General features: G+C 51.1%; 27 protein-coding genes. 3 read left to right on the top strand and 24 right to left on the bottom strand.

Going from position 1 to position 22,029, the window contains the following annotated elements:
* The 10 genes from NNL21_RS24285 to NNL21_RS24240 form a co-directional block, all read right to left on the bottom strand.
* On the bottom strand, nt 1–441 hold the full coding sequence (locus NNL21_RS24285; protein ID WP_256555446.1) for a EutP/PduV family microcompartment system protein: 441 nt from the start codon (nt 439–441) through the stop codon (nt 1–3).
* Nucleotides 442–455: 14 nt separating this feature from the next.
* On the bottom strand, nt 456–797 hold the full coding sequence (eutS, locus tag NNL21_RS24280; RefSeq protein WP_309145353.1) for an ethanolamine utilization microcompartment protein EutS: 342 nt from the start codon (nt 795–797) through the stop codon (nt 456–458).
* Nucleotides 794–1,075, bottom strand: a complete 282-nt coding sequence (locus NNL21_RS24275) for a EutN/CcmL family microcompartment protein (RefSeq protein ID WP_204820962.1) — start codon at nt 1,073–1,075, stop codon at nt 794–796. The genes eutS and NNL21_RS24275 overlap by 4 nt, the downstream gene beginning before the upstream one ends.
* A 5-nt stretch (nt 1,076–1,080) precedes the next feature.
* Nucleotides 1,081–1,878, bottom strand: a complete 798-nt coding sequence (locus tag NNL21_RS24270; protein ID WP_204820963.1) for a hypothetical protein — start codon at nt 1,876–1,878, stop codon at nt 1,081–1,083.
* A gap of 4 nt (nt 1,879–1,882) precedes the next feature.
* Entirely contained in the window at nt 1,883–2,665 is a 783-nt protein-coding gene (locus NNL21_RS24265) for a phosphate propanoyltransferase (RefSeq protein WP_204820964.1), read from the bottom strand.
* A 6-nt stretch (nt 2,666–2,671) separates the two neighbouring features.
* Nucleotides 2,672–2,956, bottom strand: coding sequence for a BMC domain-containing protein (locus NNL21_RS24260; protein ID WP_204820965.1), 285 nt, complete (start codon nt 2,954–2,956; stop codon nt 2,672–2,674).
* Nucleotides 2,957–3,070: 114 nt separating this feature from the next.
* On the bottom strand, nt 3,071–4,546 hold the full coding sequence (locus NNL21_RS24255) for an acetaldehyde dehydrogenase (acetylating) (RefSeq protein WP_305880942.1): 1,476 nt from the start codon (nt 4,544–4,546) through the stop codon (nt 3,071–3,073).
* A 5-nt stretch (nt 4,547–4,551) separates the two neighbouring features.
* Nucleotides 4,552–4,896: a BMC domain-containing protein gene (locus tag NNL21_RS24250; protein ID WP_204820966.1), complete on the bottom strand. Its 345-nt coding sequence runs from the start codon at nt 4,894–4,896 to the stop codon at nt 4,552–4,554.
* A gap of 16 nt (nt 4,897–4,912) precedes the next feature.
* Nucleotides 4,913–5,563 (bottom strand): ethanolamine utilization microcompartment protein EutL, encoded by a 651-nt coding sequence (eutL, locus tag NNL21_RS24245; RefSeq protein WP_204821124.1) that lies wholly within the window; start codon nt 5,561–5,563, stop codon nt 4,913–4,915.
* A 58-nt stretch (nt 5,564–5,621) separates the two neighbouring features.
* Nucleotides 5,622–6,401 carry a DeoR/GlpR family DNA-binding transcription regulator gene (locus NNL21_RS24240; RefSeq protein ID WP_204820967.1) on the bottom strand — a complete coding sequence of 260 codons (780 nt, stop codon included), beginning with the start codon at nt 6,399–6,401 and terminating at the stop codon, nt 5,622–5,624.
* A 570-nt stretch (nt 6,402–6,971) separates the two neighbouring features.
* Between NNL21_RS24240 and NNL21_RS24235 the strand changes: the two genes are divergently transcribed.
* Nucleotides 6,972–7,400 carry a cupredoxin domain-containing protein gene (locus tag NNL21_RS24235; protein ID WP_204820968.1) on the top strand — a complete coding sequence of 143 codons (429 nt, stop codon included), beginning with the start codon at nt 6,972–6,974 and terminating at the stop codon, nt 7,398–7,400.
* A gap of 127 nt (nt 7,401–7,527) precedes the next feature.
* On the opposite strand, the gene NNL21_RS24230 is transcribed toward NNL21_RS24235, so the two are convergent.
* From NNL21_RS24230 to NNL21_RS24200, 7 genes are all read right to left on the bottom strand, one after another.
* Complete coding sequence (locus NNL21_RS24230) at nt 7,528–7,956, bottom strand: MarR family winged helix-turn-helix transcriptional regulator (protein ID WP_204820969.1); 429 nt, start codon at nt 7,954–7,956, stop codon at nt 7,528–7,530.
* 465 nt (nt 7,957–8,421) lie between these two features.
* Entirely contained in the window at nt 8,422–9,210 is a 789-nt protein-coding gene (gene murI / locus NNL21_RS24225; RefSeq protein ID WP_204820970.1) for a glutamate racemase, read from the bottom strand.
* Between the two features lie 369 nt (nt 9,211–9,579).
* The gene (locus NNL21_RS24220; RefSeq protein ID WP_204820971.1) at nt 9,580–10,254 is read right to left on the bottom strand and encodes a methionine ABC transporter permease; all 675 of its coding nucleotides are present in this window, start codon (nt 10,252–10,254) and stop codon (nt 9,580–9,582) included.
* Nucleotides 10,244–11,272, bottom strand: coding sequence for a methionine ABC transporter ATP-binding protein (locus NNL21_RS24215; protein ID WP_204820972.1), 1,029 nt, complete (start codon nt 11,270–11,272; stop codon nt 10,244–10,246). The genes NNL21_RS24220 and NNL21_RS24215 overlap by 11 nt, the downstream gene beginning before the upstream one ends.
* A gap of 5 nt (nt 11,273–11,277) precedes the next feature.
* Nucleotides 11,278–12,411 (bottom strand): N-methyl-L-tryptophan oxidase, encoded by a 1,134-nt coding sequence (solA, locus tag NNL21_RS24210; protein ID WP_204820973.1) that lies wholly within the window; start codon nt 12,409–12,411, stop codon nt 11,278–11,280.
* 161 nt (nt 12,412–12,572) lie between these two features.
* Nucleotides 12,573–13,412, bottom strand: a complete 840-nt coding sequence (locus tag NNL21_RS24205) for a MetQ/NlpA family ABC transporter substrate-binding protein (RefSeq protein WP_204820974.1) — start codon at nt 13,410–13,412, stop codon at nt 12,573–12,575.
* Between the two features lie 207 nt (nt 13,413–13,619).
* Complete coding sequence (locus NNL21_RS24200) at nt 13,620–14,501, bottom strand: serine/threonine-protein kinase (protein WP_204820975.1); 882 nt, start codon at nt 14,499–14,501, stop codon at nt 13,620–13,622.
* Between the two features lie 320 nt (nt 14,502–14,821).
* Here NNL21_RS24200 and NNL21_RS24195 point away from each other — a divergent pair, with 320 nt between their 5' ends.
* Both NNL21_RS24195 and dnaN read left to right on the top strand, forming a co-directional pair.
* Nucleotides 14,822–15,094: a ribbon-helix-helix domain-containing protein gene (locus NNL21_RS24195; protein WP_204820976.1), complete on the top strand. Its 273-nt coding sequence runs from the start codon at nt 14,822–14,824 to the stop codon at nt 15,092–15,094.
* Nucleotides 15,084–16,208, top strand: coding sequence for a DNA polymerase III subunit beta (gene dnaN / locus NNL21_RS24190; RefSeq protein WP_204820977.1), 1,125 nt, complete (start codon nt 15,084–15,086; stop codon nt 16,206–16,208). The genes NNL21_RS24195 and dnaN overlap by 11 nt, the downstream gene beginning before the upstream one ends.
* Here dnaN and NNL21_RS24185 read toward each other — a convergent pair.
* From NNL21_RS24185 to NNL21_RS24155, 7 genes are all read right to left on the bottom strand, one after another.
* Nucleotides 16,185–16,688 (bottom strand): DUF2798 domain-containing protein, encoded by a 504-nt coding sequence (locus NNL21_RS24185; protein WP_204820978.1) that lies wholly within the window; start codon nt 16,686–16,688, stop codon nt 16,185–16,187. The two genes, dnaN and NNL21_RS24185, sit on opposite strands and share 24 nt — an antisense overlap.
* A gap of 210 nt (nt 16,689–16,898) precedes the next feature.
* Entirely contained in the window at nt 16,899–18,461 is a 1,563-nt protein-coding gene (locus NNL21_RS24180) for a sigma-70 family RNA polymerase sigma factor (RefSeq protein ID WP_204820979.1), read from the bottom strand.
* A gap of 133 nt (nt 18,462–18,594) precedes the next feature.
* Complete coding sequence (locus NNL21_RS24175) at nt 18,595–19,422, bottom strand: nucleotidyltransferase domain-containing protein (RefSeq protein ID WP_204820980.1); 828 nt, start codon at nt 19,420–19,422, stop codon at nt 18,595–18,597.
* Nucleotides 19,423–19,476: 54 nt separating this feature from the next.
* Complete coding sequence (locus NNL21_RS24170; protein WP_204820981.1) at nt 19,477–20,106, bottom strand: nucleotidyltransferase domain-containing protein; 630 nt, start codon at nt 20,104–20,106, stop codon at nt 19,477–19,479.
* 150 nt (nt 20,107–20,256) lie between these two features.
* Nucleotides 20,257–20,868, bottom strand: coding sequence for a DedA family protein (locus NNL21_RS24165; RefSeq protein ID WP_204820982.1), 612 nt, complete (start codon nt 20,866–20,868; stop codon nt 20,257–20,259).
* Nucleotides 20,869–20,892: 24 nt separating this feature from the next.
* A complete protein-coding gene (locus tag NNL21_RS24160; RefSeq protein ID WP_204820983.1) occupies nt 20,893–21,534 on the bottom strand; it encodes a permease prefix domain 1-containing protein in 642 nt (213 codons plus the stop codon).
* A gap of 14 nt (nt 21,535–21,548) precedes the next feature.
* Complete coding sequence (locus NNL21_RS24155) at nt 21,549–21,863, bottom strand: PadR family transcriptional regulator (RefSeq protein WP_204820984.1); 315 nt, start codon at nt 21,861–21,863, stop codon at nt 21,549–21,551.
* Between the last annotated feature and the right edge of the window lie 166 nt (nt 21,864–22,029).

Here is a 22,029-nt window from a genome sequence, read left to right as displayed (position 1 = left end):
TCACCTGGTTCCGCCGATTTGCAGCAGGCTGTCAATCCGGTCCCGCAGCTCGTCGATTCCTGTTCCATTCAAGGAGGAGACGGCGAAGCAATCTCCCTTTGGCATCGCCTGCCGCAGCAGCCGCTCGGCTTTCTCCGGATTGGCTGCGGCAAGATCAATTTTCGTGATGACGCCAATGGCCGGTACGGGGAAACCGCCGGCAAAGCCGGGAGGGAAATATCCCCGCTCTCTGGTCGCATCCTGCACCAAGACCAATAATTTCGTATCGAATGAGGTCGCGATCAAATAACGGTATTGCAAGGGATTCTCGCAGTATTCCCCCGGCGTATCGATCAACCAATCTCGAAACAGCAAGCTCTGCGTCTTGGCCACTTCCCGATCATCCTTCAGAAGCGCCCGGATTAACGAGGACTTGCCTGCCCCTACGGAGCCGATTACCATCGCGCGCTTCTTCTTCATGAGCGGGTAATCGGAGCCGGTGTGAAGAACAGCTTGCTGCTTAGAAAATCGTTGACCGATACAACGGCCATCTCGACAGCCGACACTTCTCCGCTTAATACTAACGATCCGGTGAACCGATCCAAGTATCCGATCTCGACATCGGCTGCTTTGGTCGCAATATCCGCCGCGATGATCGCCGTTTCGGTAGGGGTCAGCGTTAGAATTCCGATGGCCCCCGCCTTATCGATGCCTAACTTGTCATACAGCACGGGATCGGGATTCGCGATGACATGCGACAAAGTGACCTGCTTTCCGGGAACGTATTCCTGGATCACTCGCTGCTTCTCCATCCTTATTCCCCTCCCTGATTTGCGATTTCCATCGAATCAACGATTCCGACAATAATGGCGTCGATCGGAACAACCTTCTGCGGGAACAGCATACGCGCCGGATTCCCCCGTGAGACGATAACCTTCTCCCCGATGCCGGCACCGATCCGGTCGGCAGCGACAACCGGCTGGCCAACCTCCTGATCACCGGCGTCGAGCGGCTGAACGATCATCAGCTTCAGGTTTTCCATTCCTGCTTCCTTCTGGGTCGCCCATACGCTTCCGATGACTTTGCCTAGCAGCATGCCCATCACCCTTTGCCCGTGTATTGAAGGATAATCCCCTGCTGCTTCAAGATATCTCTCGCGAGTGGAGACACGATGGTCTTCGGATCCAGCTCAAGCGATCCTCCCAATGAAGCAGCATGAGCGGCTACCCAGTCCGCCGTAATTAACGATCGCTGCGCCGAAGGCTTCGCTGGCATCGCCGGTGTACTTTCTGCAGCGGCGTCTCCATCGTTGGAGCCGAACATTCGGACGACTTCAGCACCTAGCTCAGCCCGATCAATCAATCGGATGCCCAGACCTTCCAAGGTATCCATATGTGCACGGAACAGCTTCGCATAACCGGGAGTCAGCTCCAGCGTCTTCAACGTCTGCCGGTCCGCCCGCTTAATTCCTCCGGAATCCTTCCCGATCCATACCGGCTTATCCAGCAGAAGCGCGGCGAATACGATCTCCGACTTCACGGATCCCTTCATACCGGTAGCGATTCGAGCCGCATTATCCAGATCGATCTCGGGGATCACGATCCCCTCGTAACTGTGCGGCAGCTCCAGCGGAGCCGGCGCATATTCATCCATAGCGATGGACTTATTGACGCCAGTGCTCTCACATTTATGCATGCCGATCCACGCTGACGTTTCTCCGTCCAGAAAGGCGAGATCGCAATCGATTCCTTTGTTTCTCAGCAAAATGAATGTATCTAAATACGCGTCATGCGCACGGCTGTCGCAGAATAGAAAAAGCACCTTCGGCCGTGGCGCAGATTGAACGGTTGCCACTAACAATTCTCTGGCAATTTCCTGTACAAGCTCGCGTACATCCATGTTCTCACCCCTTTGCCCGGGCAGCGTTCGAGCCGCCGGCACTGATGGACACGTAATCGCCCTGTTTCAGGAATGCTGCATTAGCTTCGTCGGTATCGAGGTGGAAATCCAGTGAAAAATCCGCATGAACGCGAATGGCGATATCACCGAATGTAAGCGGCCGTTCACCATGCGTCTGCACCGATACCCGGTCACCGTGAGCCACGCCGAACCTAGCGGCATCGCCCGGTGACATGTGAATATGCGCCTTGGCCACAATGACGCCCCGCTCGATCACGATCAGGCCCTTCGGGCCGTAAAGCGCAATCCCCGGCGTATCTGTGTGATCCCCCGATAGACGCAGCGGCGGATGAACGCCGAGCTGAAAGCCATCCGTGCGCGAGATCTCCACTTGGGTTTCTCCGCGCGAGGGCCCGAGGATCCTGACGTCCTTAATCAACCCTTTGGGCCCGACCAGAGATACCGTTTCCTTAGCGGCATATTGGCCCCGCTGCGACAATTCCTTAAGCGGCGTAAGCACGTAACCTTGACCAAACAACAAACGGACGTGCTCCTCGGACAGATGAATATGCCGATTGGACACGCCCACCGGAATTTCTGCTTTGGGCTTAAGCTTGTCCCCGCCACCGGTTGAAGACACGACCGGGGCTCCCGCAATGGGAATTCCCCGGTCGTGCAGAAAATCCCGCGCAGCCGGCGTCAAGCGATCGCCATCGCTAAGCCGAAACGGATTTGGCAGTCCCTGAGACAGCAAAGCCCGCAGATGGGATTCGGTTATAAAGGCCATGCCGGATTACGCCTGAACGCGCGGCAGAATGCCTTCGATATCGGAATGAGGTCTTGGAATAACATGGACAGACAACAGCTCGCCCACCTTCTCGGCCGCCGCGGCTCCGGCATCCGTTGCCGCCTTGACGGCACCTACATCACCACGTACCATGACGGTTACGATTCCACCGCCTACATGCTCCTTGCCGATCAGCTTCACGTTGGCCGCCTTCACCATTGCGTCGGCCGCCTCGATTGCACCAACCAGACCTTTCGTTTCTACCATACCTAGCGCTGTGTGTTCTGCCATTTGAAATTCCTCCTATATAATAGTTTTGCAGCCTTTCGCTTCACTTAGAAAAGCTTCGCCGACTGGCATGTGCTGCGTATAGCAAGAAATGGGCTGTGCGAAGCACAGCTCAGCTCAGGATACCTGCATCTCCTTCAGTACCTTCTGAATGATGTGCATGACTTCTTCCCGGGTAATGCCGGCAGGCAGGGCCTGCTCAACTTGATCCAGAAGCGCCTGGGAAGGCTGCTCCAGCGGCATTTCCCGGAGTCCAAACGCGACCCGCTTTATATTAATGAGATGCTGGGGTCCTACATTATCTGATGTAATGTTATGTCCATAGGATCCGCAGCCCAGCGTAAGCGAAGGTTGAATGCCTGTGACGGCCCCTATGGCGCCAAAGGTCGTTCCCGCATTGACGACGATTCGGGACGCAGGCTTCTCCAATCCGAATGCCTCGATGACATCCATATCCTCGCAATGAATCCCCAGCGTATGTCCCAATCCGCCGTTCTCCAGAATCCGCTTGCTGATCTGACACCCATCCCGCCAGTTCTCGCAGGTGTACAGGGTTAGAACGGGACACAGCTTCTCGACGGAAAAAGGGACATCCTTGCCGATCTCCGTCTCTTCCGCGATGAGCAGCCTCGTATTCTCAGGGATGCTAATGCCGGCCATCTGGGCAATCGTTCGCGGCGATCGGCCGACGATATTCGCATTCAACCGGCCGCCCGTCAGAATGACACTGCCCACCTTGGCCTTCTGTTCCGGGTTGAGCACGTAGGCGCCCGCCTGCCGCAGCTGATCGAGCAGCTGCGATTTGATCGAGGCATCCGCCACGATCGCTTGCTCCGAGGCGCATATGGTCCCGTAATCAAACGTCTTGCTGTCGATAATTCGGCGTACGGCCTTAGGAAGGTCTGCACTCGGGTGTATGTAGACCGGGACATTGCCAGGTCCGACGCCATAAGCTGGTTTGCCCGAGCTGTAGGCTGCCCTCACCATAGCCGTGCCGCCGGTTGCAAGAATCAAGTCAGACAGCTTGGATTTCATCAGCTCCTGCGTAGCCTCCAAGCTGGGCTCCGTCAGGCAGAGTACGGCATCCTTAGGACCACCCGCCTGCTCGACGGCCTTGCGAATTGTCTCCACGGCCGCCCTCGTGCAGCCCAATGCGGACGGATGCGGGCTGAATACGATCGCATTCCGTGATTTGATGGCAATAAGCGATTTGAATATGGCGGTTGAGGTCGGATTGGTCGAGGGTACGATTCCGCAGATGACGCCGAAAGGCTGCGCAATTTCCCAAACCCGGTTCGTCTCGTCTTTCCTTACAATGCCCACTGTCTTCATGTCTTTAATCGATTCATATACCTGCCGGCTTGCAAAACGATTCTTCGTCGTCTTGTCCGCAGGATTCCCGAAGCCTGTCTCTTCCACGGCCATGCGGCCCAGCCGCTCCGCATCCCGCTCAGCTGCTTCAGCCATGGCCCGGACGATATCGTCGATACGGCTCTGAGAGAAGGTCTCCAGCACCTGCTGGGCTTCTCTGGCCCTTCGCAGCAGGTTTCGCGCTTCTTGAACGGATGACAAATCTTTATCCAGTGCTTGCAGCGTGATCACTCCTTTCCTTGCGGAGAAGCGGCGGATGTACGACGCGGCTTCTTGAGCGGCTCAGCAGCTGGCCGCTGCCTGAACTTGACGAGCGGAAGCACGTCGGTATCCGGCCGTGGTATAACGCTGCGATGAAGCAGCCTCCCCATGGACCTGGCGATGGATGCCCCTGCCTCCACAGCTTCGTTGACCGAGGAGACATCACCGATGATATAGACCGTCAGGATTCCCGCATCCGCCTTCTCATACGTGTAAATCTGTACATCGGCCGTCTTGGCAGCGCCGTCAGCCGCGGCGATCAGTGCGGCAAGGCCGTATGTTTCAATCATCCCAAGGGCTTCACCCTTCATGGTTTATCACCCTCCGTTACAGTTCCCGAGGCCGGGCCGCCACGCCTCGGACGCCTTGTGAGAACGCTTCCGCGGCTGCGAGACAATCGGCCTGGCTGCCAGTCAGCAGCCCGCCGGCGAAATTGGTTTCTGTCGGCGGCCCGTAGAAGCGGCATAGCCTGACATTCGCGGCCTTCATGGCCAGATCCAAGCCGACGATCGCCTCTGCCGGCGGCGCAATGAGATAAGCCAGCGGCTCCCCCGCTTCAATCCCGGCCATCTCCGAGAGGTATGTGCCGGTACGGGAGATCACATGGGCATAGTAGGCATGACTGCCCTCTTCGTTCAAGGCATAGAAACAGGCCGTGTTCTCCATTACGTTAATGGCCGCTTGAAGCCCGCTTCGCACGGCATCCGGATCCGGTCCGCCGAGGATGCCGATGAACTCGCCGGAGAGCGGGCCTGATGCATGTGCAGACCCGGCATAGAACGACTTGGCATATACGACACGAACATCGGCCATCTTGGTGGCTTCATCCAAAGCCGTGTATCCGACATCATCGATGGTTGATGTCAGAATTCCTAAGCTGCGGACAGATTCGGAAACGTTCAGCTCAGCCGCAAGCTGCTCATCTATCCGAGGAATGATTTGAACGGCCAATGGCCGGGCGCGCACTTCACGATCCATCATAACCAACCGCCTCTACTATCTTGCCTACTATAAGATATGTTAATCTACGACACTTCTAGTCCTCTTCATTCGCAATCCATACGGTGATGTCCCGGTCCGCCAAGTATTGCTGCCATTCCTCCGTGCATTGACGATCTGTAATAACCGTATACACATCGTCAAGCGAGCATACATTGGCAAAGGTTGTCCGGCCGAATTTAGAGGAATCCGCTATAATGACGATCTCGTCTGCGCGTTCCATCATTTTGCGGGAGATGTTGGCTTCCGACAGCTCGTAGTCGGTCAGTCCGTCTAAGAGCGATATGCCCCCCGGTGACAGGAATGTCTTATTCACCCTTAATTGATTCAACATCAGCTCGGCGAGAGGACCTTCGGTCGATTTCTGACGGGGATTGACTTCCCCGCCCACGAAGATGATTTTTCCGCTAAAGATCTCAATGGCGAGCAGCATCGTCGGCGTCGAATGCGTGACGATCGTAACATCCTTGTGATCCCTCAGATTCCGGATGATCTCCATCGTCGTCGTCCCGTTCCCGAGCATGATGGTATCCCCGTTCTTCACCATAGAAGCGGCATATTTCCCTATGGCCGCCTTCTCCTTGGCATGGAGCCGCGTCTTCTCATCAAAGGGGAGCTCCAGGGAGTCGGCCCGCACCTTCACCGCGCCTCCATAAACCTTCTTCAATTTCCCTTCACTATCCAGCCGCTCCAGGTCTCTGCGAATCGTCTCGGTGGAGACGCTGAATTCATCCGCCAGAACGAGTACCTCTACTCTCCCTTCTTTGTTTAAATACTCCATAATTTTTTTCTTTCGCTTCTCAAAAGATAGTGACACTCGAATCTCTCTCCTTAGGATGACTTTGTTGCAGATCGTACGATGTAAGAATCGCATAGACATCTATAGGTAAATGCGCATGAATGAACTCGAATTGCAGGGTGATTGTTCATATTGTCAGAATAATGTGGTGTTTCTTTGTATTATACGCCTATATGCCATTGAGTCAACATAAAACCAAGTTTAATCACTTTAATCCCACATGTTTTGTGGACTGTTCGCTAAATAAGCGTAAAACAACATGACGGAGACGTAAACCCTGTTGGACAAGCCCCCCTCGCAGCCTTTATATGAAGCATTACCTTTACCCGGTCTTAGCCGCAATTCTCTGTCGCCGTTGGGCAGAGCCCATCTGCAAACTGACAAGTCACCTTACTAATATCTTATGAATAAGACTATTTTTCCCCTAAATTCAATCTGATTAAGAACCGGAATATGAGGGTAATTTATATAAGGTTTGGATTTGACTCTTATCGCACAGGGGAGTATCATTGTTCTTCGGACAGGTTGTTATCTTATCTCTAAGTATCTTAATGAGTTAATTAAATCAGCTGGGGAGGAATTTATATCATGAAATCTAAAAAATTCAGTTTGTTCGCCGCTCTCATGCTCGTTGTCTTGGCTTTAGCGGTCAGTGCGTGCGGCAATAACAATGCAGATACAAATTCGAATGGCGGTAATTCGTCGACACCATCCAACTCTGCTGACTCGAATTCGAATGGTGCAGCGGGCGGCGAAACGAAAGAAATTACACTTAACGCAAGCAACTGGAAATTTGATCAAACCGAAATTAAAGTAAACAAAGGGGATACCATCAAGCTCACGCTGAAAAGCGATGAAGGCAATCATGGTGTAGCGATCGAGGATTTGGGTATCGAGCTGAAGAACGATGAAACGAAAGAATTCACCGTGAATGACGCCGGAACATTCGAATTTCATTGCTCCATTCAGTGTGGACAAGGCCATAACGACATGAAGGGCAACCTGATCGTCGAATAATAAAGCAGCCCGGCCATCGCCAGCTCCAATGCGACCTAGAGATAACAACCTGCTGGCATCCCGTAAGAACAAGAAAAGGACTAGTCATCTACAGGATGATAGTCCTTTTTTCATGCATAAGTTTAGGTTACGACCTGGATTCAATAAGCTTGGCATAGATCTGGTCCAGCATGGCGATCTCCGCATTCGTGAGCACGGAAAATACATTCTCCATGACCTTATCCCACACGTCCTGGGAGGTCTTCACCATCTCTCGTCCTTGCTCCGTTATCTCCAGCTGGATCGCTCTGCGGTCCTGCTGATCGTTCCGGATTCGATGAATGAGCCCTCTTGCGATCAATTTATCGCAAATAGCCGTAATGCCGCCCGATGTCACCGAGAATTGATTGACCAGATCCTTCGCTTGCAGAGGGCCCTTCTGATCGATCCATGAAAGCACTTCGGATTGCGCATAGGATAGATCCATCTCATTCTGCCGGTTCCATTCGGCCAGCCATATTCTTCGATGCTGCAGCGACTTGGCCGCGTAGGACAGTAATAGCTCTTTCCGATTCAATACAGCGACTTCCCTTCCTCATTCACCATTCTCTTTCCTTATACGATAGCAGAAAATGAAAAAGGGGTAAAGTTGCAGCAACAAGCCGATTACCGCTTGAAATACACAGCCGCTGGAAGCTCAAAATTCCACGGCCCCCTTATGATTACGTCCGGGTTGGTTAGCGTTAATCGCCTCTTCTTGCTGCCCGGCTTGACTTCAATTTGGATCGCCTTGCTGGGCTCTGCGCACCAAATTGTTGATGACCTTCACCTGCCTGTTCCTGTGGCTTTTACGAATTAGACGTAACGCATGCAGGGTTTGGCTTTCGTCTGTAATAATCTAGGCAAACCTCGCCTATGCAGAGCATGACCCAGCCCCCTTATTGATCCCACAACAAAAAGCCGAAGCCCCCTATAGAGGATTTCGGCATGTATGGTTTAGCTTGCTTATATACCTAGGCACAGGCTGTACCGGTTATGCTCTTTACTCTCCTACGGAAACATTATTTTCTCGCAGAAGGGCAAGCGCGGTGTGCATTTTATCAATATAGGCAGGATCTCCACTAGAACACATAAACTTCACGCTTCCGGTCCCCGAACCCGCTGCAATTCCGTAACGGCTAAGCAGGGCAGACAATCGCTTCACCGTACCGACATTGCCATGAACGATCTGGATATGCGGCGGCAGGATTTCACGAAGGATATCGGTGTAGAACGGGTAATGCGTACAGCCCAGCACAATAATCCCATAATTATCAAGATTATAGCCAGCAAGCTTGGAACGGAAGTACTCACCCAAGATACGCCGGTCAAACTGCAATTTCTCACAATACTCCACGAGCTCCGGCAGAGGCAGCGAATCCACGATTCCCCCATCATCGACGCGGGATACCAGTGCATAATACTTGGGCTGCTGCAGGGTTAAGGCTGTTGCGAATACCAGGACTCTCTTCCCTGTTGCCCGGTTCATCTCAACGGCCGGTTTCACCGCCGGCTCCATGCCGACAATGGGAAGGGAGTACATCTCCCTTAATTCGGCTACCGCAATACTGGTGGCCGTATTACAGGCCACGACCAGCGCGTCGATTCCTTCGCGCATCATCGTTCGTACAATCTCGTGGATGAATGATTTCACATCTTCCTTCGATTTGGTCCCATAGGGGACGTGGAGCGTATCCGCCATATAGAGGTAATCTTCGGCAGGGAGCCGGCGAAGTGCTTCCGCCAGAACCGTAAGCCCGCCAATCCCCGAATCAAAAAAACCGATTGTCATCTGTCATCGATTCCTAACGTGTATAGTATTAAGCTATACCCAGCATAGCGCGACATTCCCTTTAGGGCAAGGCCTACTTCTTCCAGCTGCTGGGCCTTATCTTATACGTATGCTTGTCTGTCTCAAACCATGCAAAAAACACAGACATTCTGCCTGTGTTTTCCGTAATTAAAGGTGTAGTTTAACAGGAAACCCACATTCTTCATCGAAACAGGATGCCGCCGAAAATTTTGACGGTTTCCCCTGCGATGATGACAGCCGCATCCGACTGAAGAAACGCATTCTTGCCGGCGACTTCCTCTGGGCTGGAGGTTCTCCCTTATCGGAATGCCAGCCTTGATCTGCTGCCAGCGGCCCCCGGAAGCCTGTCTAACGTCTGCGCAGTCGTTTGGCGAGAACGGTCCCCAGCGATTGAACCGCCTGAACAATGAGCACGAGGAACACGATGCAGGTCACCATAACCGCCGGCTCCCAGCGTTGATAGCCGTAACGGATCGCCACGTCTCCTAGACCGCCCGCGCCAACAACGCCAGCCATAGCCGATGCGCCAATCAACCCGATCGTCGCAATCGTGATGCCCAGCACCACGCCCGGCCGCGACTCTCTGAGCAGCACGCGGGTGATGATCTGATTTCGCGTAGCCCCCATCGCCTGGTAGGCTTCAATCACGCCCTTGTCCACTTCCAGTAGGGCGGATTCCATCAACCGCGCAATATACGGCGCTGTATATACAACCAGCGGAACGATCGCACCCTTAACCCCGATGGTTCCTCCGACGATCAATTTCGTAAGCGGAATAATCGCTACCATGAGCACGATGAACGGCAGGGAACGCAGAATATTGATCGTCACGTTAAGAATCTGGTAGACGATCGGGTTCTCATACAGATTATTGCGCCGGGTCACGACCAGAACAACCCCTAGAAGCAAGCCGATAATCGTCGAGATCACCAGTGATATCCCAACCATAGCGCCTGTTTCCCGTATGGATTGCACATACAAATCGCCATACTCCGAAAAGCTATCGATAAAGTTATTCAGCATGTTCAATGACCTCGATTCGCAGCTGCTGCTGAGTCAAATAGTCGATTCCCGCTTCAATGGCTGACGCTTCGCCCGTTACGCCGATGATGAGGCAGCCGAAGATCGTCTCCTTGATTTGCGTAATGTTGCCGTACAGAATCGTAGGCCGCAGCGTGAATTGCGTCGCCAGATCGGCCAATATCGGATCTGCCGCATTCTCGCCAACAAAGGAGATTCGCAATATTTTCCCGGGTCTCTTGTCATTCTCCAGCTTATTCAGCAGGACGCTTGGCAGCGTAACGTCAAAGATACTTTTAATAAAGTTCTTCGTAATGGGCTGCTGGGGAGCGGAGATGATATCCATGACCGTGCCTTGCTCCACGACTTCGCCGTTCTCCATGACCGCAACGCGATCGCATATTTTCTTGATGACATGCATCTCGTGTGTAATCAGCATGATCGTAATCTTGTATTTACGGTTAATTTCCAAAAGCAAGTCCAAGATGGATTCCGTTGTTTGCGGGTCCAATGCGGAAGTGGCTTCATCGCATAATAGAATCTCCGGATCGCTTGCCAGTGCTCTGGCGATGGCGACGCGCTGCTTCTGACCGCCGGATAGCTGATGAGGGAATGATTCTTCCTTATCCGTCAGTCCAACCAGGTCGAGAAGCTCCCGCACCTTCTTCGTGATCGCTTCCTTCGGCGTCTTGACCAGCTGCAGAGGAGCCGCCACATTATCGAAGACATTGATGGAAGACAGCAGATTGAAGTTTTGAAAAATCATCCCGATCCGTCTGCGCACAGCCCGGAGCTCCGCCCGCTTCAAGCCCTCCAGCTCGATCCCGTTGATTCGGACCGAACCGGAGGTAGGCTGCTCCAGAAAATTGACGCAGCGGATCAGGGTGCTTTTGCCCGCGCCGCTATAACCGATGATTCCGAAAATCTCGCCCTTCTGTACATCCAGCGTAACATTCTTAACGGCATCAATTTCCCGTTTCCCTTGATAATAACGTTTGGATATTTGTTCTAACTGTATCACTTTGCTCACCTTCCGCTTCGTATCCGTTCCGGTGAAAATGGTTCAATCGAGAATGGCGTGCTTCCATCCACAACAAGGTCAGCCGCTATCTTACCCATGACAGGCGCCAGCTTGAATCCATGTCCGGAGAAGCCATACAGAACGACCGCCCTCGGCATATCGGGCAGCCTTCCAATAATAGCATGCTCATCAGGGGAATACGCATCCATATACGCGTTCAACCGGATCGGATCCGGGATGAGATCAGGCAGCAATTCGCGTACGGCATCACTAATCTCGTTTAAATCTTTGAGTGCAATCGTCCGGTTCAGGTTATCCGGATCATCTACGACGTCATAGCCCTGATTAAGCATCACTTTGACCATCGTTCCTTCAAGCGTGGGCTTGCCGGATATATCGAAGCCCTTGCTGCGGCGAATAAAGATCGGGAATTTGTCCGGCGTGTACATATCCGGCTTCGTCGTGGCGAAGAAGCTCATCACCAGACGCCTGGTGACAAGCGGGCTCCCTTGCTCCGGAAGCAGCTTTTTCGTCCATGGCCCTGTTGTAATGACGACCTGCCCGACCTTATACTCCTTGCCATTGGCACGAATGCGAACCCCATCGCCGTCCTGCTCCATCGATTCGACCTGTGTATAACGATGAATAACAGCACCCAGCGCTTCGCTCCGCTGAACGGCCGATACGACTGCAAACTCAGGACGGATGAAGCCTGCTTGCTTATCAAGCACCATGACCTCGCCCGGAAGCAGCTTGTGCTGCGGATAACGTTTCTGGGCTTCCTCATAATCGAGATACTCGTGCTCCAGATTGTGCAGTTCTATGCTCTTCATCACATTGCGGATGGTTTCACTCTCTGGATCGCCGATCATCAATCCGCCATTCAAATTCAGCAGCGAATATCCGGTTTCCGCCTCCAGCTCCTGCCACTGTCTGCGCGACTCATGCAGCATCGGTACATATTCACTGCCTTCCAAATACGCGGTACGGAATATTCTGGACTCTCCTCCCGCAGCGCTGCGGTCGTGACCGGTTCCAAACTGCTCGAAGCCAATGACTTTAACGCCTCTGCGTGCTAATTGCCACATGGTCATGCTGCCAATCGTACCAATTCCAATTACGGCCACTTCTGCGTCCATAGTGATCTCCTCCATCTGCGCAATGGCCTCAATAGAGAAAAAAGGCGCGGCGGATGCCGAGCCTTCGTCCTTCGAAAAAGACAGTCCGCAGTTCTGTTGTTGTTATTTCCCTAGATGTTTGACTGACATAAAGCGTCTATTCGATTCGTGCAGCGTTGATCTTACCAAGCCGGTACTTGAAACTCACCGTACTTCTCTTCAACGAATTTCTTCACTTCATCCGAGTGGTAATAGCTGATCAGCTTCTGGAAGATCGGCTTGTCCTTGTCCGCTTCGCGAACCGCGATAATGTTCACCCACGGTGAATCCTTGGATTCGGTGTAGATGGCTTCCTTCAGGTCCAGGCCATTCTCAACAGCGAAGTTCGTATTGATCATCGCAGCGGTCAGGTCACCTAGCGCTTTGGGCAGGAACGCCGCATCAAGCTCCTTGAATTTCAGCTTCTTCGGATTCTCGACGATATCCCGGATCGTAGCTTTAGCACCCACGCCTTCCTTCAGCTTAATCAGGCCTGCTTTCTCGAACAGAATGAGTGCTCTTGCTCCGTTCGACGGATCGTTCGGTAGACCAAGCTCGTCGCCTTCCTTCAACTCGGAAAGGTCTTTAATTTTATCGGAATAGATACCGACCGGATAATTAATCGTATCCGCTAGTCTCACGATATGCGTATTGTGTGAGGCATTAAATTCCTCTAAGTAAGGCAAATGTTGAAAGGCGTTCGCGTCAAGCTGCCCCTCTTCCAGTGTTTGATTCGGTTGTACATAATCGTTAAAAATGACGAGCTCAATATCAACGCCGTCTTTGGCTGCATTTTCCTTCACAATCTTCCATACGTCTTCGGATTCCGGGCCGGATGAGATGCCGACCTTCAGTTTCTCCTTCTGACCTTCAGCTGGCTTATTGGCATTCCCGTTCGTTTCTCCGCCTGCATTGCTGCCGCAACCGGCGATTAACAATACAAGAACCAATCCTAGAATAATTGATGCGTACGATTTCTTCATGATGTCCCCCTAATTATTCCTCATTTTCCATATTCCTATATTCCAACCTGTTTACCCCGAATTAAAAATAACATGTTGGACACGTTTCGTCAACCCCGCTGTGGACGGTCGCTCGACACTGTAAAACTTACCGATCACTAGGATGACTTTGAAATTCATGTACATTATGCAAAACGGCCATCCGTTTGGATGGTCATTCTATCCTATTTAGGGGAACATCCTTGCCCTGTCCCACGTTCTTATAAATTCGGCTATACTCGAGTATCGCAGCTCACGTTCATGGCTTACGGCTCGTAATGCTACCTCGTAAAGCGGCATCCCTGCTTCCCATTTGTCATAGGAGCGGTCCCTTTCCCCTCCCAGCAATCCGAAGATGACCGCCCCGATGGTAAATACATTCGTCCGTGCGTCAATCGGCGCGCCTAACGTGAACTCTTCCGGCGACTTCGAACGTGCAGGCCCCCAGAAATGCTCCCCGATCTCATTAAATGAAGGCGCCTTCCGATAGAAGTCGATATCGCATATTTTGGTGATGCCGCTCATGAAGTCGTATAATAGGCTCCCATCGTAGAAATCAACGGCCACATACCCTTTCGATTCTACATGCTCCAGGAATGAAAGGATGGTGTCCAGCGATTCCAACCGCCGCTCCACCGGCAGATGCTTATAGCGATAAAAGGGCGAATCCGGATGTTCATATTTGGCCGGGGGTGGAAACGACCAGTGGGAATGCAGACATTCCCCATCAAACCATTCAAATACGGCTGCATAGCCTTGTCCAACCGGGAAATGATTCACGAGGTTAATCAAATGGGGATGCTTCAATGCGGCATACAGAGGTATGGCCTCCGATAAACGTCTAACCGCATCCTCCGGATTCCCGGAGAAATCCAGCGGCTTTGCGCCAGCATACTTGACGAAGGATCTCTTTCCTTCCTTCTCAACCCCAAAACAAATATTGCCGGAGTCCTGTTGATCGAATACACAGAATACATACCCCAGTTCAGACAGCCATTCAAAATCATGAGGTTCTTGAAGATGAAAGGTCACCTCATCCAGGGTAAAGGCAGCTTCACGTTCATAATCCATATGATCCTCCCTAATGTAGGTGGGGAATCATGCCGTTTATAGGGCTACTGAAGCGCTGTCCCCTTATTACTATGCACCCGAATTACTGTGAATTTCGTCTTCATAAGACAACGCCTCCCTTTCTATAGTCGCAAATAAGATAACATTGATATTTAATCGAGTAAATACTTTTCAGCTGCCCCTCAAGAGTGCAGGATTCATTCGGTCGCTCGAGATATATTAATCCATATATTGCTAAGCCATATTTGCTATGTTACAGTAAGGATAACAAATTAATTGAATAAGGTTACTTAATTCAATGTGGAGGCAGGCGATTTCTATTGAAACACGAGAACGTTAAGCTGGGTATACCCGATCAAGAGGGCCAGCTGCGGATTATGTTTTCCAAGGGGGGCCCCCGGGCCGGTGCAGGCAGGAAAGGCTTTGGCGTCACGAAGAAAATATCGCTGACCTTGTCCCAAGAATTGTGGGAGACGCTGGAGCAGCGCTCCACCTCTCTGAATTGTTCCCGGTCCGAAACGGTCCGCGATATTATTGAAGCCTTCTTCCTACATGATTCCGGAGATAAGGATGTGCAGCCGAATGCGGATTAGCGCTTCACAGGATACGTTGCATCATGCCCTACAGAATGTGATGAAGGCGGTATCCCCACACTGTCTCGTCCCCATTCTATCCGGAATAAAGCTCACGGCTCACGCGGGCGGACTATCTTTATCCTCAAGCAATACGCACATGATGATCCAGTATGAGCTTTCATTGGAAGATGGGAAGCTGGAGATTCTATCTACGGGAAGTATCGTAGTTCCTGCCGCATACTTGTCGGAGATCGTACGTAAATCACCTTCGGAACAGGTCACACTGGAAGTCACCGAACACCTCATCCTCACGATTCGAGCTGGTTCTTCTGTGTACCGCTTATGCGGGATGGACCCGTTGGATTTCCCCGGCATGCCCGAGGCCAATCCTTCCCTGAGGTTTGCGATCCCAAGCCCGCTGCTGCATAAAGTCATTAAACAGGTTGTGTTTGCCGTCTCGGCTTCCGAGCACAGGCCTGTCCTAACCGGCGTCTCCTGCCAGCTAGATAAGATGGGCCGCTTTCGGTTTCTGGCTACAGATGGCATTCGATTTGCTTCACGAACCACGGAACTGAGCGTGAACGCCAGAGCCGGTTTCACCCCCATTACTATCCCAGGGAAAAATCTGAATGAACTAGCCAAGCTGCTTCTGGGCGAGCAAGGAACGACAGAGGTCGCGCTCGGAGAAAGCTGGGCTATTTTCAAAACGGGAAATGTGATGGTTTATTCAGCTTTAATCGAGGGGACCTATCCTTCCGTTGAGAACTTTATTCCCGCATCCCCTACGACCGAAGTCCTCGTACATGCCGAGGACCTGATCCAAGCGATCGAACGGGTGACGCTCCTAGCGGATAAAAGCCATCTGCTGCGCTTCCATACAACCGGCAAACGCATTACATTGACTGCAAGGACGGCCGAAATCGGCGATGTTTCTGAAGAATTGATCATGGAGCATCGAACCGGCGCCGATATTGATATTTCATTCAACGGCAAGTATATGCGGGATATTTTGCGCTCCGCCGATAGTCCGAGGACAACGTTAAAGTTTACCGGCAGGCTGAGCCCCATTCACATTGAGCCCTATAACGACGCTCAAACGGCTTATATCTTAACTCCAATCCGGACGCAGTAAAGGCTCCTTCACACCTTTATCTTTAACGAACTTAACAAATAAATACCGAACAGTCGGCCCCACAATGATAAGCTGTAGAGGAAAGGCAAAAATAAAATTTTTAAAGACTAAAGTAAAGTAACTCTTAAACAATGATTCGCCTTCCAGACTGTTAGAAAAGTAAGCCGTCCCCAATCCATATAGAGACATTACCAGAACCATTCCACTCACCATACATACGGCAAGGGCTAGAATGACAAGTACCTTCTTAGATTTGTCATAGGGTAATGAAAAAGCAATTTTCTTCGCTACCGGACCGACAATAAATATTTCCACTACGGCAGCTACAATGAAGACCGTAATAAGCTGAACAAGTATTTCTTTCAAGGATACCGTCCCGATTAAGCCGTGTGTAAATAAATTATAGAATGTCATGAATACGACCATCCCCGTGCACATCATCAATCCAAAATAAAAGTTTTCTTTCTTCGTTGTTGGCAATTCCATCATCCCTTCTGTTTATCTTTGTAATTATAGAGATAAGGGATGCCTCTTCATAAGTGCACATTCTGTGAACTTTGTGACAGTGTTCCAAGAAATACAAAAAATCCGCAGCTGATTACGAAGCCGTAAACAGCTGCGGATTCCCGCTAAGATCAAATCATTTCCTAAGTAGATCTCATCAATCAGGCCTTACCTCACGAGACAGCCCTAGCCCACGATTCTTCTATGGTTCGCATCCCATCGCCATGGAATGGAATGGCCCTGCAGATGAACACCGCCATACCATTCATCGATCCCATTCACTGTAATCCAATCGGCCTCCCCGGCCATAACGCTTCTGCCCAGCTCCGTTAGAACAAGCTTACAATGGCGGAATGACGGCGCCGGGTCCTTATAATTGGGAAAGGCCTCTAGTCCCTCCGCTCTCAGCAGCGGATACGGACCTTGTGAAATCTTCGCTAAGTGATGCCAATATTGGAGGTCACCCATGCCGAGCACGTGCAGCTTATTGCCAACCTGTTCAAACAGTTCCATTGGAGAATGCAGCCCGTTCTGGACCATCTCCAAAGTGGTCTGTTCTACGATTCCCAGCCCATTATGAACAGAAGGCAGCCGTGCCAAGTGAAGTTGAAAGGCATGGTGCACGAAAGGCAGCGCACCGGTACGCCCATCTTGAAGCAGCCGAGCTAAACTCATGGGATCTGGAGAACAATATGCTTCCCATACTTCTGCCCCCAGCTCCAGCTCCTCTTGACCGACGGCTTGCCAGGTCCCCGATAAGGTTTTCATCTGTTCCACGGACAGCTGACCTAACCCTCGAAAAAGTTCAATTCCCGGATACGCTCCGATACAGAGCAGGCTTAATTTCGTGCTGCCCAGCGGCTGCTGCGCAAACCAATGCAGCAAATAACAGAGCATGGTCTGATCAAAGAGATCATGCTCAAACCATAACACGATCTCCTCGTATTGACGGAAATCAGCCAATACTTTCTCTTGAGCTTGGCTGCCCTGAATATATTCTGCGCTGGGAATGCCCATGGTTGCCTCCAAATACTGCGCCCGGATGGATCGGTGGGTAAATTCCGCCGGATCGGCAAATACAGGGCCTTCGGGGTAGACTTCCCGCCAGACGAGAATGTCTCCCTGGACGACGCCTTGCCGCAGCTTATCCGCCACGGAATCACCATTCACGATATGAAGCATTCTGTTTCCTCCTTCGCTAAGCAGCTGGAACACCGCGGCAAAATCAGCCACGGGAAGTGTGCCTTTCAATTTACTCCGCGCATCGAAAAGCCGTTTCTTCAACGCCGAGACCGGTGTACCCGAATAAGCGGAGACCTCTTGAAGCGAGTAGCCGTGCAAATAAAACAATTGAACCGCTACCCGCATATTAGGAGACAGTTCAGCTATGGAGTCATGCAGCAATCGATGCAGCTCTCTTCTTGCGACAATGTCCGGTACATCGAATTGAATCTCGGCTGTTTCGGCCATGCCGTCGATCGGAACGGTTTGCGGCTGCTTCTTGCGCATCATGCGATAGCATTGACGCAGCACGATCGTTTTGAACCAGCCGGGGAATGCCTCCGGCTGCTGCAGCTTATCCAAATGAATGAATGCTTCCGCAAACGCCTCTTGAACCGCGTCCTCCGCCAGATGGGGATCCTGTAATTGATCATACGCAACCGCATACGCCATAGCGGAGTAATGCCGAACAATCGGATCAAAGGCATCCCGGCTCCCTTTTCTTGCCGCGTCTATCCACTCCCGCACACTCCCCTGGCTCCTCTCGTCTATGTTCACTATATAAGTGCCGAAGAAGCTCACAAAGGTTACGGCAGCCGGCCCGGCCTATCTGCAGGAGACGAGCGCATTAACATGCCTCTCAGGGCGGCCAGGCTATAGGCTATACATAGTTATACCAGTGCTCGATCCAGGGATGCTCTCCATAATGTTCCCGGATAAAGGCGCCTGCCTTCCCAATAAGCGCCTCCGCTTCCGCATAACAGGCATATTCCGCCAGCTCTGCGTGAGCAGTGACGTTATGGCGATTCGGCATGACATCTAAGTAAGCTAGAATCTCTGCACCGTGCTTTTCTCCAAACCTTGTCGTTGGAAGAAACGTGGACACCCACTTATCATGCGGGTAGCTCTTGCCATCCAACAGGTAAGCTATGCGGCACAGCTCTTGAACGATCCTTGCAGCGTGCAGATGGGCTGAGATGCTGTCTCCCCTTCTTAAAGGGTGGCGCATCCAGTCCAGGGTCAGATGCAGATCTAAATAACGGTTCTTGATAAATGGGAGCGCCTCCTTCATAAATTCATGTGACCCCCGCTCAATCAAGCCGCTAAACCGCTGCCTGGGATCATGGATCGGAATTGATTGTTGAAACTCCCATACTTGAGGAAAATCATGCTTATCGAAATAGCCTTGTAAGGTGGCGTACGATTCAAAATGATAATGCCCGGCCCATTCGCCAATCGGGATGAAGACCCCGTCTGTGCGGTCGGTCAACCCTAGCCGATGGTAGGCCGCATGAATGTGCCCCAGATCATCCTCCTCACAAAAGAACACAAAATCAATATCCGAGTAACGATCGCTGTTCCCCCGCGACACGCTGCCTTTGAGAACGAGTGATAGTTCTCCCCAGTATTGACGGATCACCTCATGCTGAGACAATTCATGAGAATACGCATGAGCTAATTTCAATAACTGTTTGCTAGTTTCATTCATGCTCCAGCTTCCCTCCTCCCGCAACTTCAGACGGCTTCATTCCTAAACCCTCACCTAACCCCGCTTGGGGTCTTCATGCTTATCTATATACTCCACCCAGGCATGACCCTCAGGAAATTGCCTCTTCAATGAGACTTTAAGCCACTCCCTTGCCGGCGGCCTCAAAGTAGGGAGAACGGTTAGAAAGTCAGTCTGGTCCTTGTCTCTGATACCCGAGCTGCCCCCCTTATAGAGAAGCTGTATTTCCGGCTTTAAGTACGGGATGCCTTCTGTTGTCGTTGCAATGCAATCCTGCAGCGGTCTGCGAATAGCCTTTTCCCTCCGGTAAATCCAATAATCCTGCTCCGTATCGATGAACATGATTTGAAAGGCCCACGGGGAGTTGCTATCCTTACTGACCCATATATCTTGGGTCGTGGCTAGGAACTCTCCTTCTTCCCAATCAGACAGCTTCCCATCTTCAGCTTTGTACAGCTTCCATTCCGGGGTCAGATGCTGATAAGCGGTTAATTGTTCCCCGCGCAATAGTATGACGTCTACATCCGCGTGCGGCCTCGATTGTTGGCCTACATGCAAGTCTAGAGCCCAGCCCCCTGCGATACACCACTTAACAGGCATTTCTGAAAATATCGCACATACTTCAGAAACGGATATCGGCATCCAATTGTAAATATCTGTTCTCAACGTGATCCTCCTCCGAGCGCCTCCTTCGAATCATTTATCTCGGGTAGCAAGCATGCCTCATGTTTCTCTTCGTCATCAATCGCATGAAGCCCTACTGAAGGTCTTCTTTATTTGTTCAATTAACCGTATTAAGAAGAAGCTTGCCTCTGTTTAAGAGGCCTTCCTCTTGCGGCGAATGATATAAATGAAGATACCCAGACAGCCAAGGGCAATAAGAGCATAGGCAATATTAGAGTAAATATCCATGTAGGCCACAATGCTTTCCCATGAAGAGCCGACCGCAGCACCGATACTAATCAGCGTCGTATTCCAAATCAACGATCCTACAGTAGTTAAGAGTATAAACAACCCAATGTTCATACGGGTACTCCCTGCCGGGATGGAGATCAGACTGCGGAGCAATGGAACGAGCCGGCAGAGGAGCACAGTCCAAACCCCATATTTTGAAAACCAGTTGTAGGCTTTATGCACATCAGCAGGGGTCAGTCGCAAGATACGGCCCCACCTGACGATAATGCGTTCCATCCTTGTCCGATCGATTAAATAGCCGATATAGTACAGTACGATCGCCCCGAAGACAGACCCAATTGTCGAGGCTATCACCATGCCCAGAAGGGTGAGATTGGACGTGGTGGTCATAAACCCGCCGAAGGTTAGAATAACTTCGGATGGGATCGGCGGGAACACATTCTCAATGGTTATCAGCAGGAAGACACCGATATAGCCGAATTCATTCATCATTTCCGTAATCCATTTCTCCATGTTTGCACCTCTGCTTTTGCAGTATTAAGTTAAATTACCGTGTACTTTCTGGTAGATCCATACATCCAACACTTTATAGACGAGAAACAAGACGATAAAGGCAGCACCATAAACGATAAATATCGTTTCAAGAATCAACACCCATCCCCCGTTTGGCAGCAATGCCCCCTCCATAGTGACAAGCAGGATAAAGGCTGCACTGGCGACCGCTGCCCATCCGAATAAATAATAATGAGCATGCAATTGGAAAAGTGATGTGTTTTTCGATAAGGACAACAGCTCTTTGACCTTGAATTGGGATATGGCTTCCGCCGCTGCCTGTTCCCTCGGCTTGCCCTGATTCATTAAATCCTCCGTATAATCCTCCAAATAATTACGCAGCTCCAGCTTGTCTTCGTCGCTCATAGCCAGCTGTTCGACATAGGCCCTAATATCGCTGTGATTCCGATACAAGACGTTGATACGGATATGGCTGATGTAATTCACAATGCTCCATAATAGAGCTATTCCGAATGAAACGCCGTACCCTATAGACAGCCAAAGCCGATCATCAGGTATATCCATACGATCCATGTAAAAAAACACGCCGCATATTGCAACGGACAAGATCAACAACCAAGAATGCCTGATATCGCCTAAGCTGAATGCCTTCCTCAATAATGTCATCTTCTTTCGTCTCCTTAAATAAATCGGTTTACAATCCGGGAGGTGTCCTGCCAATCTTGAGTGTATCTATCCAATAATAATCTCCCCTCGTCTGTAATCGAATAATATTTCCGCCGCCCTCCATGTGTCTGATCTCCCCAGTAAGAGCGAACCGCGTGCTGCTTCTCCAATCGCTTCAAGGATAAATACAAGGTCGCTTCTTGCAGTTCAAAGGCTCCGTCTGTCCTATCTTTAATCGCCTTTGAAATTTCGTACCCGTAATTATCTCTTTCTTTAATAATCGAAAGAATCAACAGATCGACGGTTCCTTTTAACATTTCCGCATTCAATCACTGTTCCCCCGCTCTAATTACCTAACAATATTAAGTACATAACAATCATAAGCTAAAGTACTTATGAACGCAAGGTACTTTATTCGAATATCCAAAAAAAGGGGCTGCAGCAGATCGCTTGAAAGCAACCTCCCGCAGCCCCTTAACGACTTAAGAGAACCGT

Source organism: Paenibacillus mendelii (assembly GCF_024498075.1).
Classification (GTDB): domain Bacteria; phylum Bacillota; class Bacilli; order Paenibacillales; family Paenibacillaceae; genus Paenibacillus_Z; species Paenibacillus_Z mendelii.
The sequence above is the reverse complement of the archived record's forward strand: the minus strand, read 5'-3'. Positions and strand labels throughout refer to the sequence as shown.

Coding starts and splice junctions, on each gene's coding strand:
- NNL21_RS24165 (WP_204820982.1), bottom strand. CDS start 20,868: ATGGAGAAATGGATTACGGAAATGATGAATGAATTCGGCTATATCGGT.
- NNL21_RS24260 (WP_204820965.1), bottom strand. CDS start 2,956: ATGGCAGAACACACAGCGCTAGGTATGGTAGAAACGAAAGGTCTGGTT.
- NNL21_RS24220 (WP_204820971.1), bottom strand. CDS start 10,254: ATGCTGAATAACTTTATCGATAGCTTTTCGGAGTATGGCGATTTGTAT.
- NNL21_RS24285 (WP_256555446.1), bottom strand. CDS start 441: ATGGTAATCGGCTCCGTAGGGGCAGGCAAGTCCTCGTTAATCCGGGCG.
- solA (WP_204820973.1), bottom strand. CDS start 12,411: ATGGACGCAGAAGTGGCCGTAATTGGAATTGGTACGATTGGCAGCATG.
- NNL21_RS24205 (WP_204820974.1), bottom strand. CDS start 13,412: ATGAAGAAATCGTACGCATCAATTATTCTAGGATTGGTTCTTGTATTG.
- NNL21_RS24175 (WP_204820980.1), bottom strand. CDS start 19,422: ATGAATGAAACTAGCAAACAGTTATTGAAATTAGCTCATGCGTATTCT.
- NNL21_RS24270 (WP_204820963.1), bottom strand. CDS start 1,878: ATGGATGTACGCGAGCTTGTACAGGAAATTGCCAGAGAATTGTTAGTG.
- dnaN (WP_204820977.1), top strand. CDS start 15,084: ATGCGGATTAGCGCTTCACAGGATACGTTGCATCATGCCCTACAGAAT.
- NNL21_RS24250 (WP_204820966.1), bottom strand. CDS start 4,896: ATGAAGGGTGAAGCCCTTGGGATGATTGAAACATACGGCCTTGCCGCA.
- NNL21_RS24265 (WP_204820964.1), bottom strand. CDS start 2,665: ATGGCCTTTATAACCGAATCCCATCTGCGGGCTTTGCTGTCTCAGGGA.
- eutL (WP_204821124.1), bottom strand. CDS start 5,563: ATGGATCGTGAAGTGCGCGCCCGGCCATTGGCCGTTCAAATCATTCCT.
- NNL21_RS24160 (WP_204820983.1), bottom strand. CDS start 21,534: ATGACATTATTGAGGAAGGCATTCAGCTTAGGCGATATCAGGCATTCT.
- NNL21_RS24275 (WP_204820962.1), bottom strand. CDS start 1,075: ATGCTGCTAGGCAAAGTCATCGGAAGCGTATGGGCGACCCAGAAGGAA.
- murI (WP_204820970.1), bottom strand. CDS start 9,210: ATGACAATCGGTTTTTTTGATTCGGGGATTGGCGGGCTTACGGTTCTG.
- NNL21_RS24235 (WP_204820968.1), top strand. CDS start 6,972: ATGAAATCTAAAAAATTCAGTTTGTTCGCCGCTCTCATGCTCGTTGTC.
- NNL21_RS24200 (WP_204820975.1), bottom strand. CDS start 14,501: ATGGATTATGAACGTGAAGCTGCCTTTACCCTGGATGAGGTGACCTTT.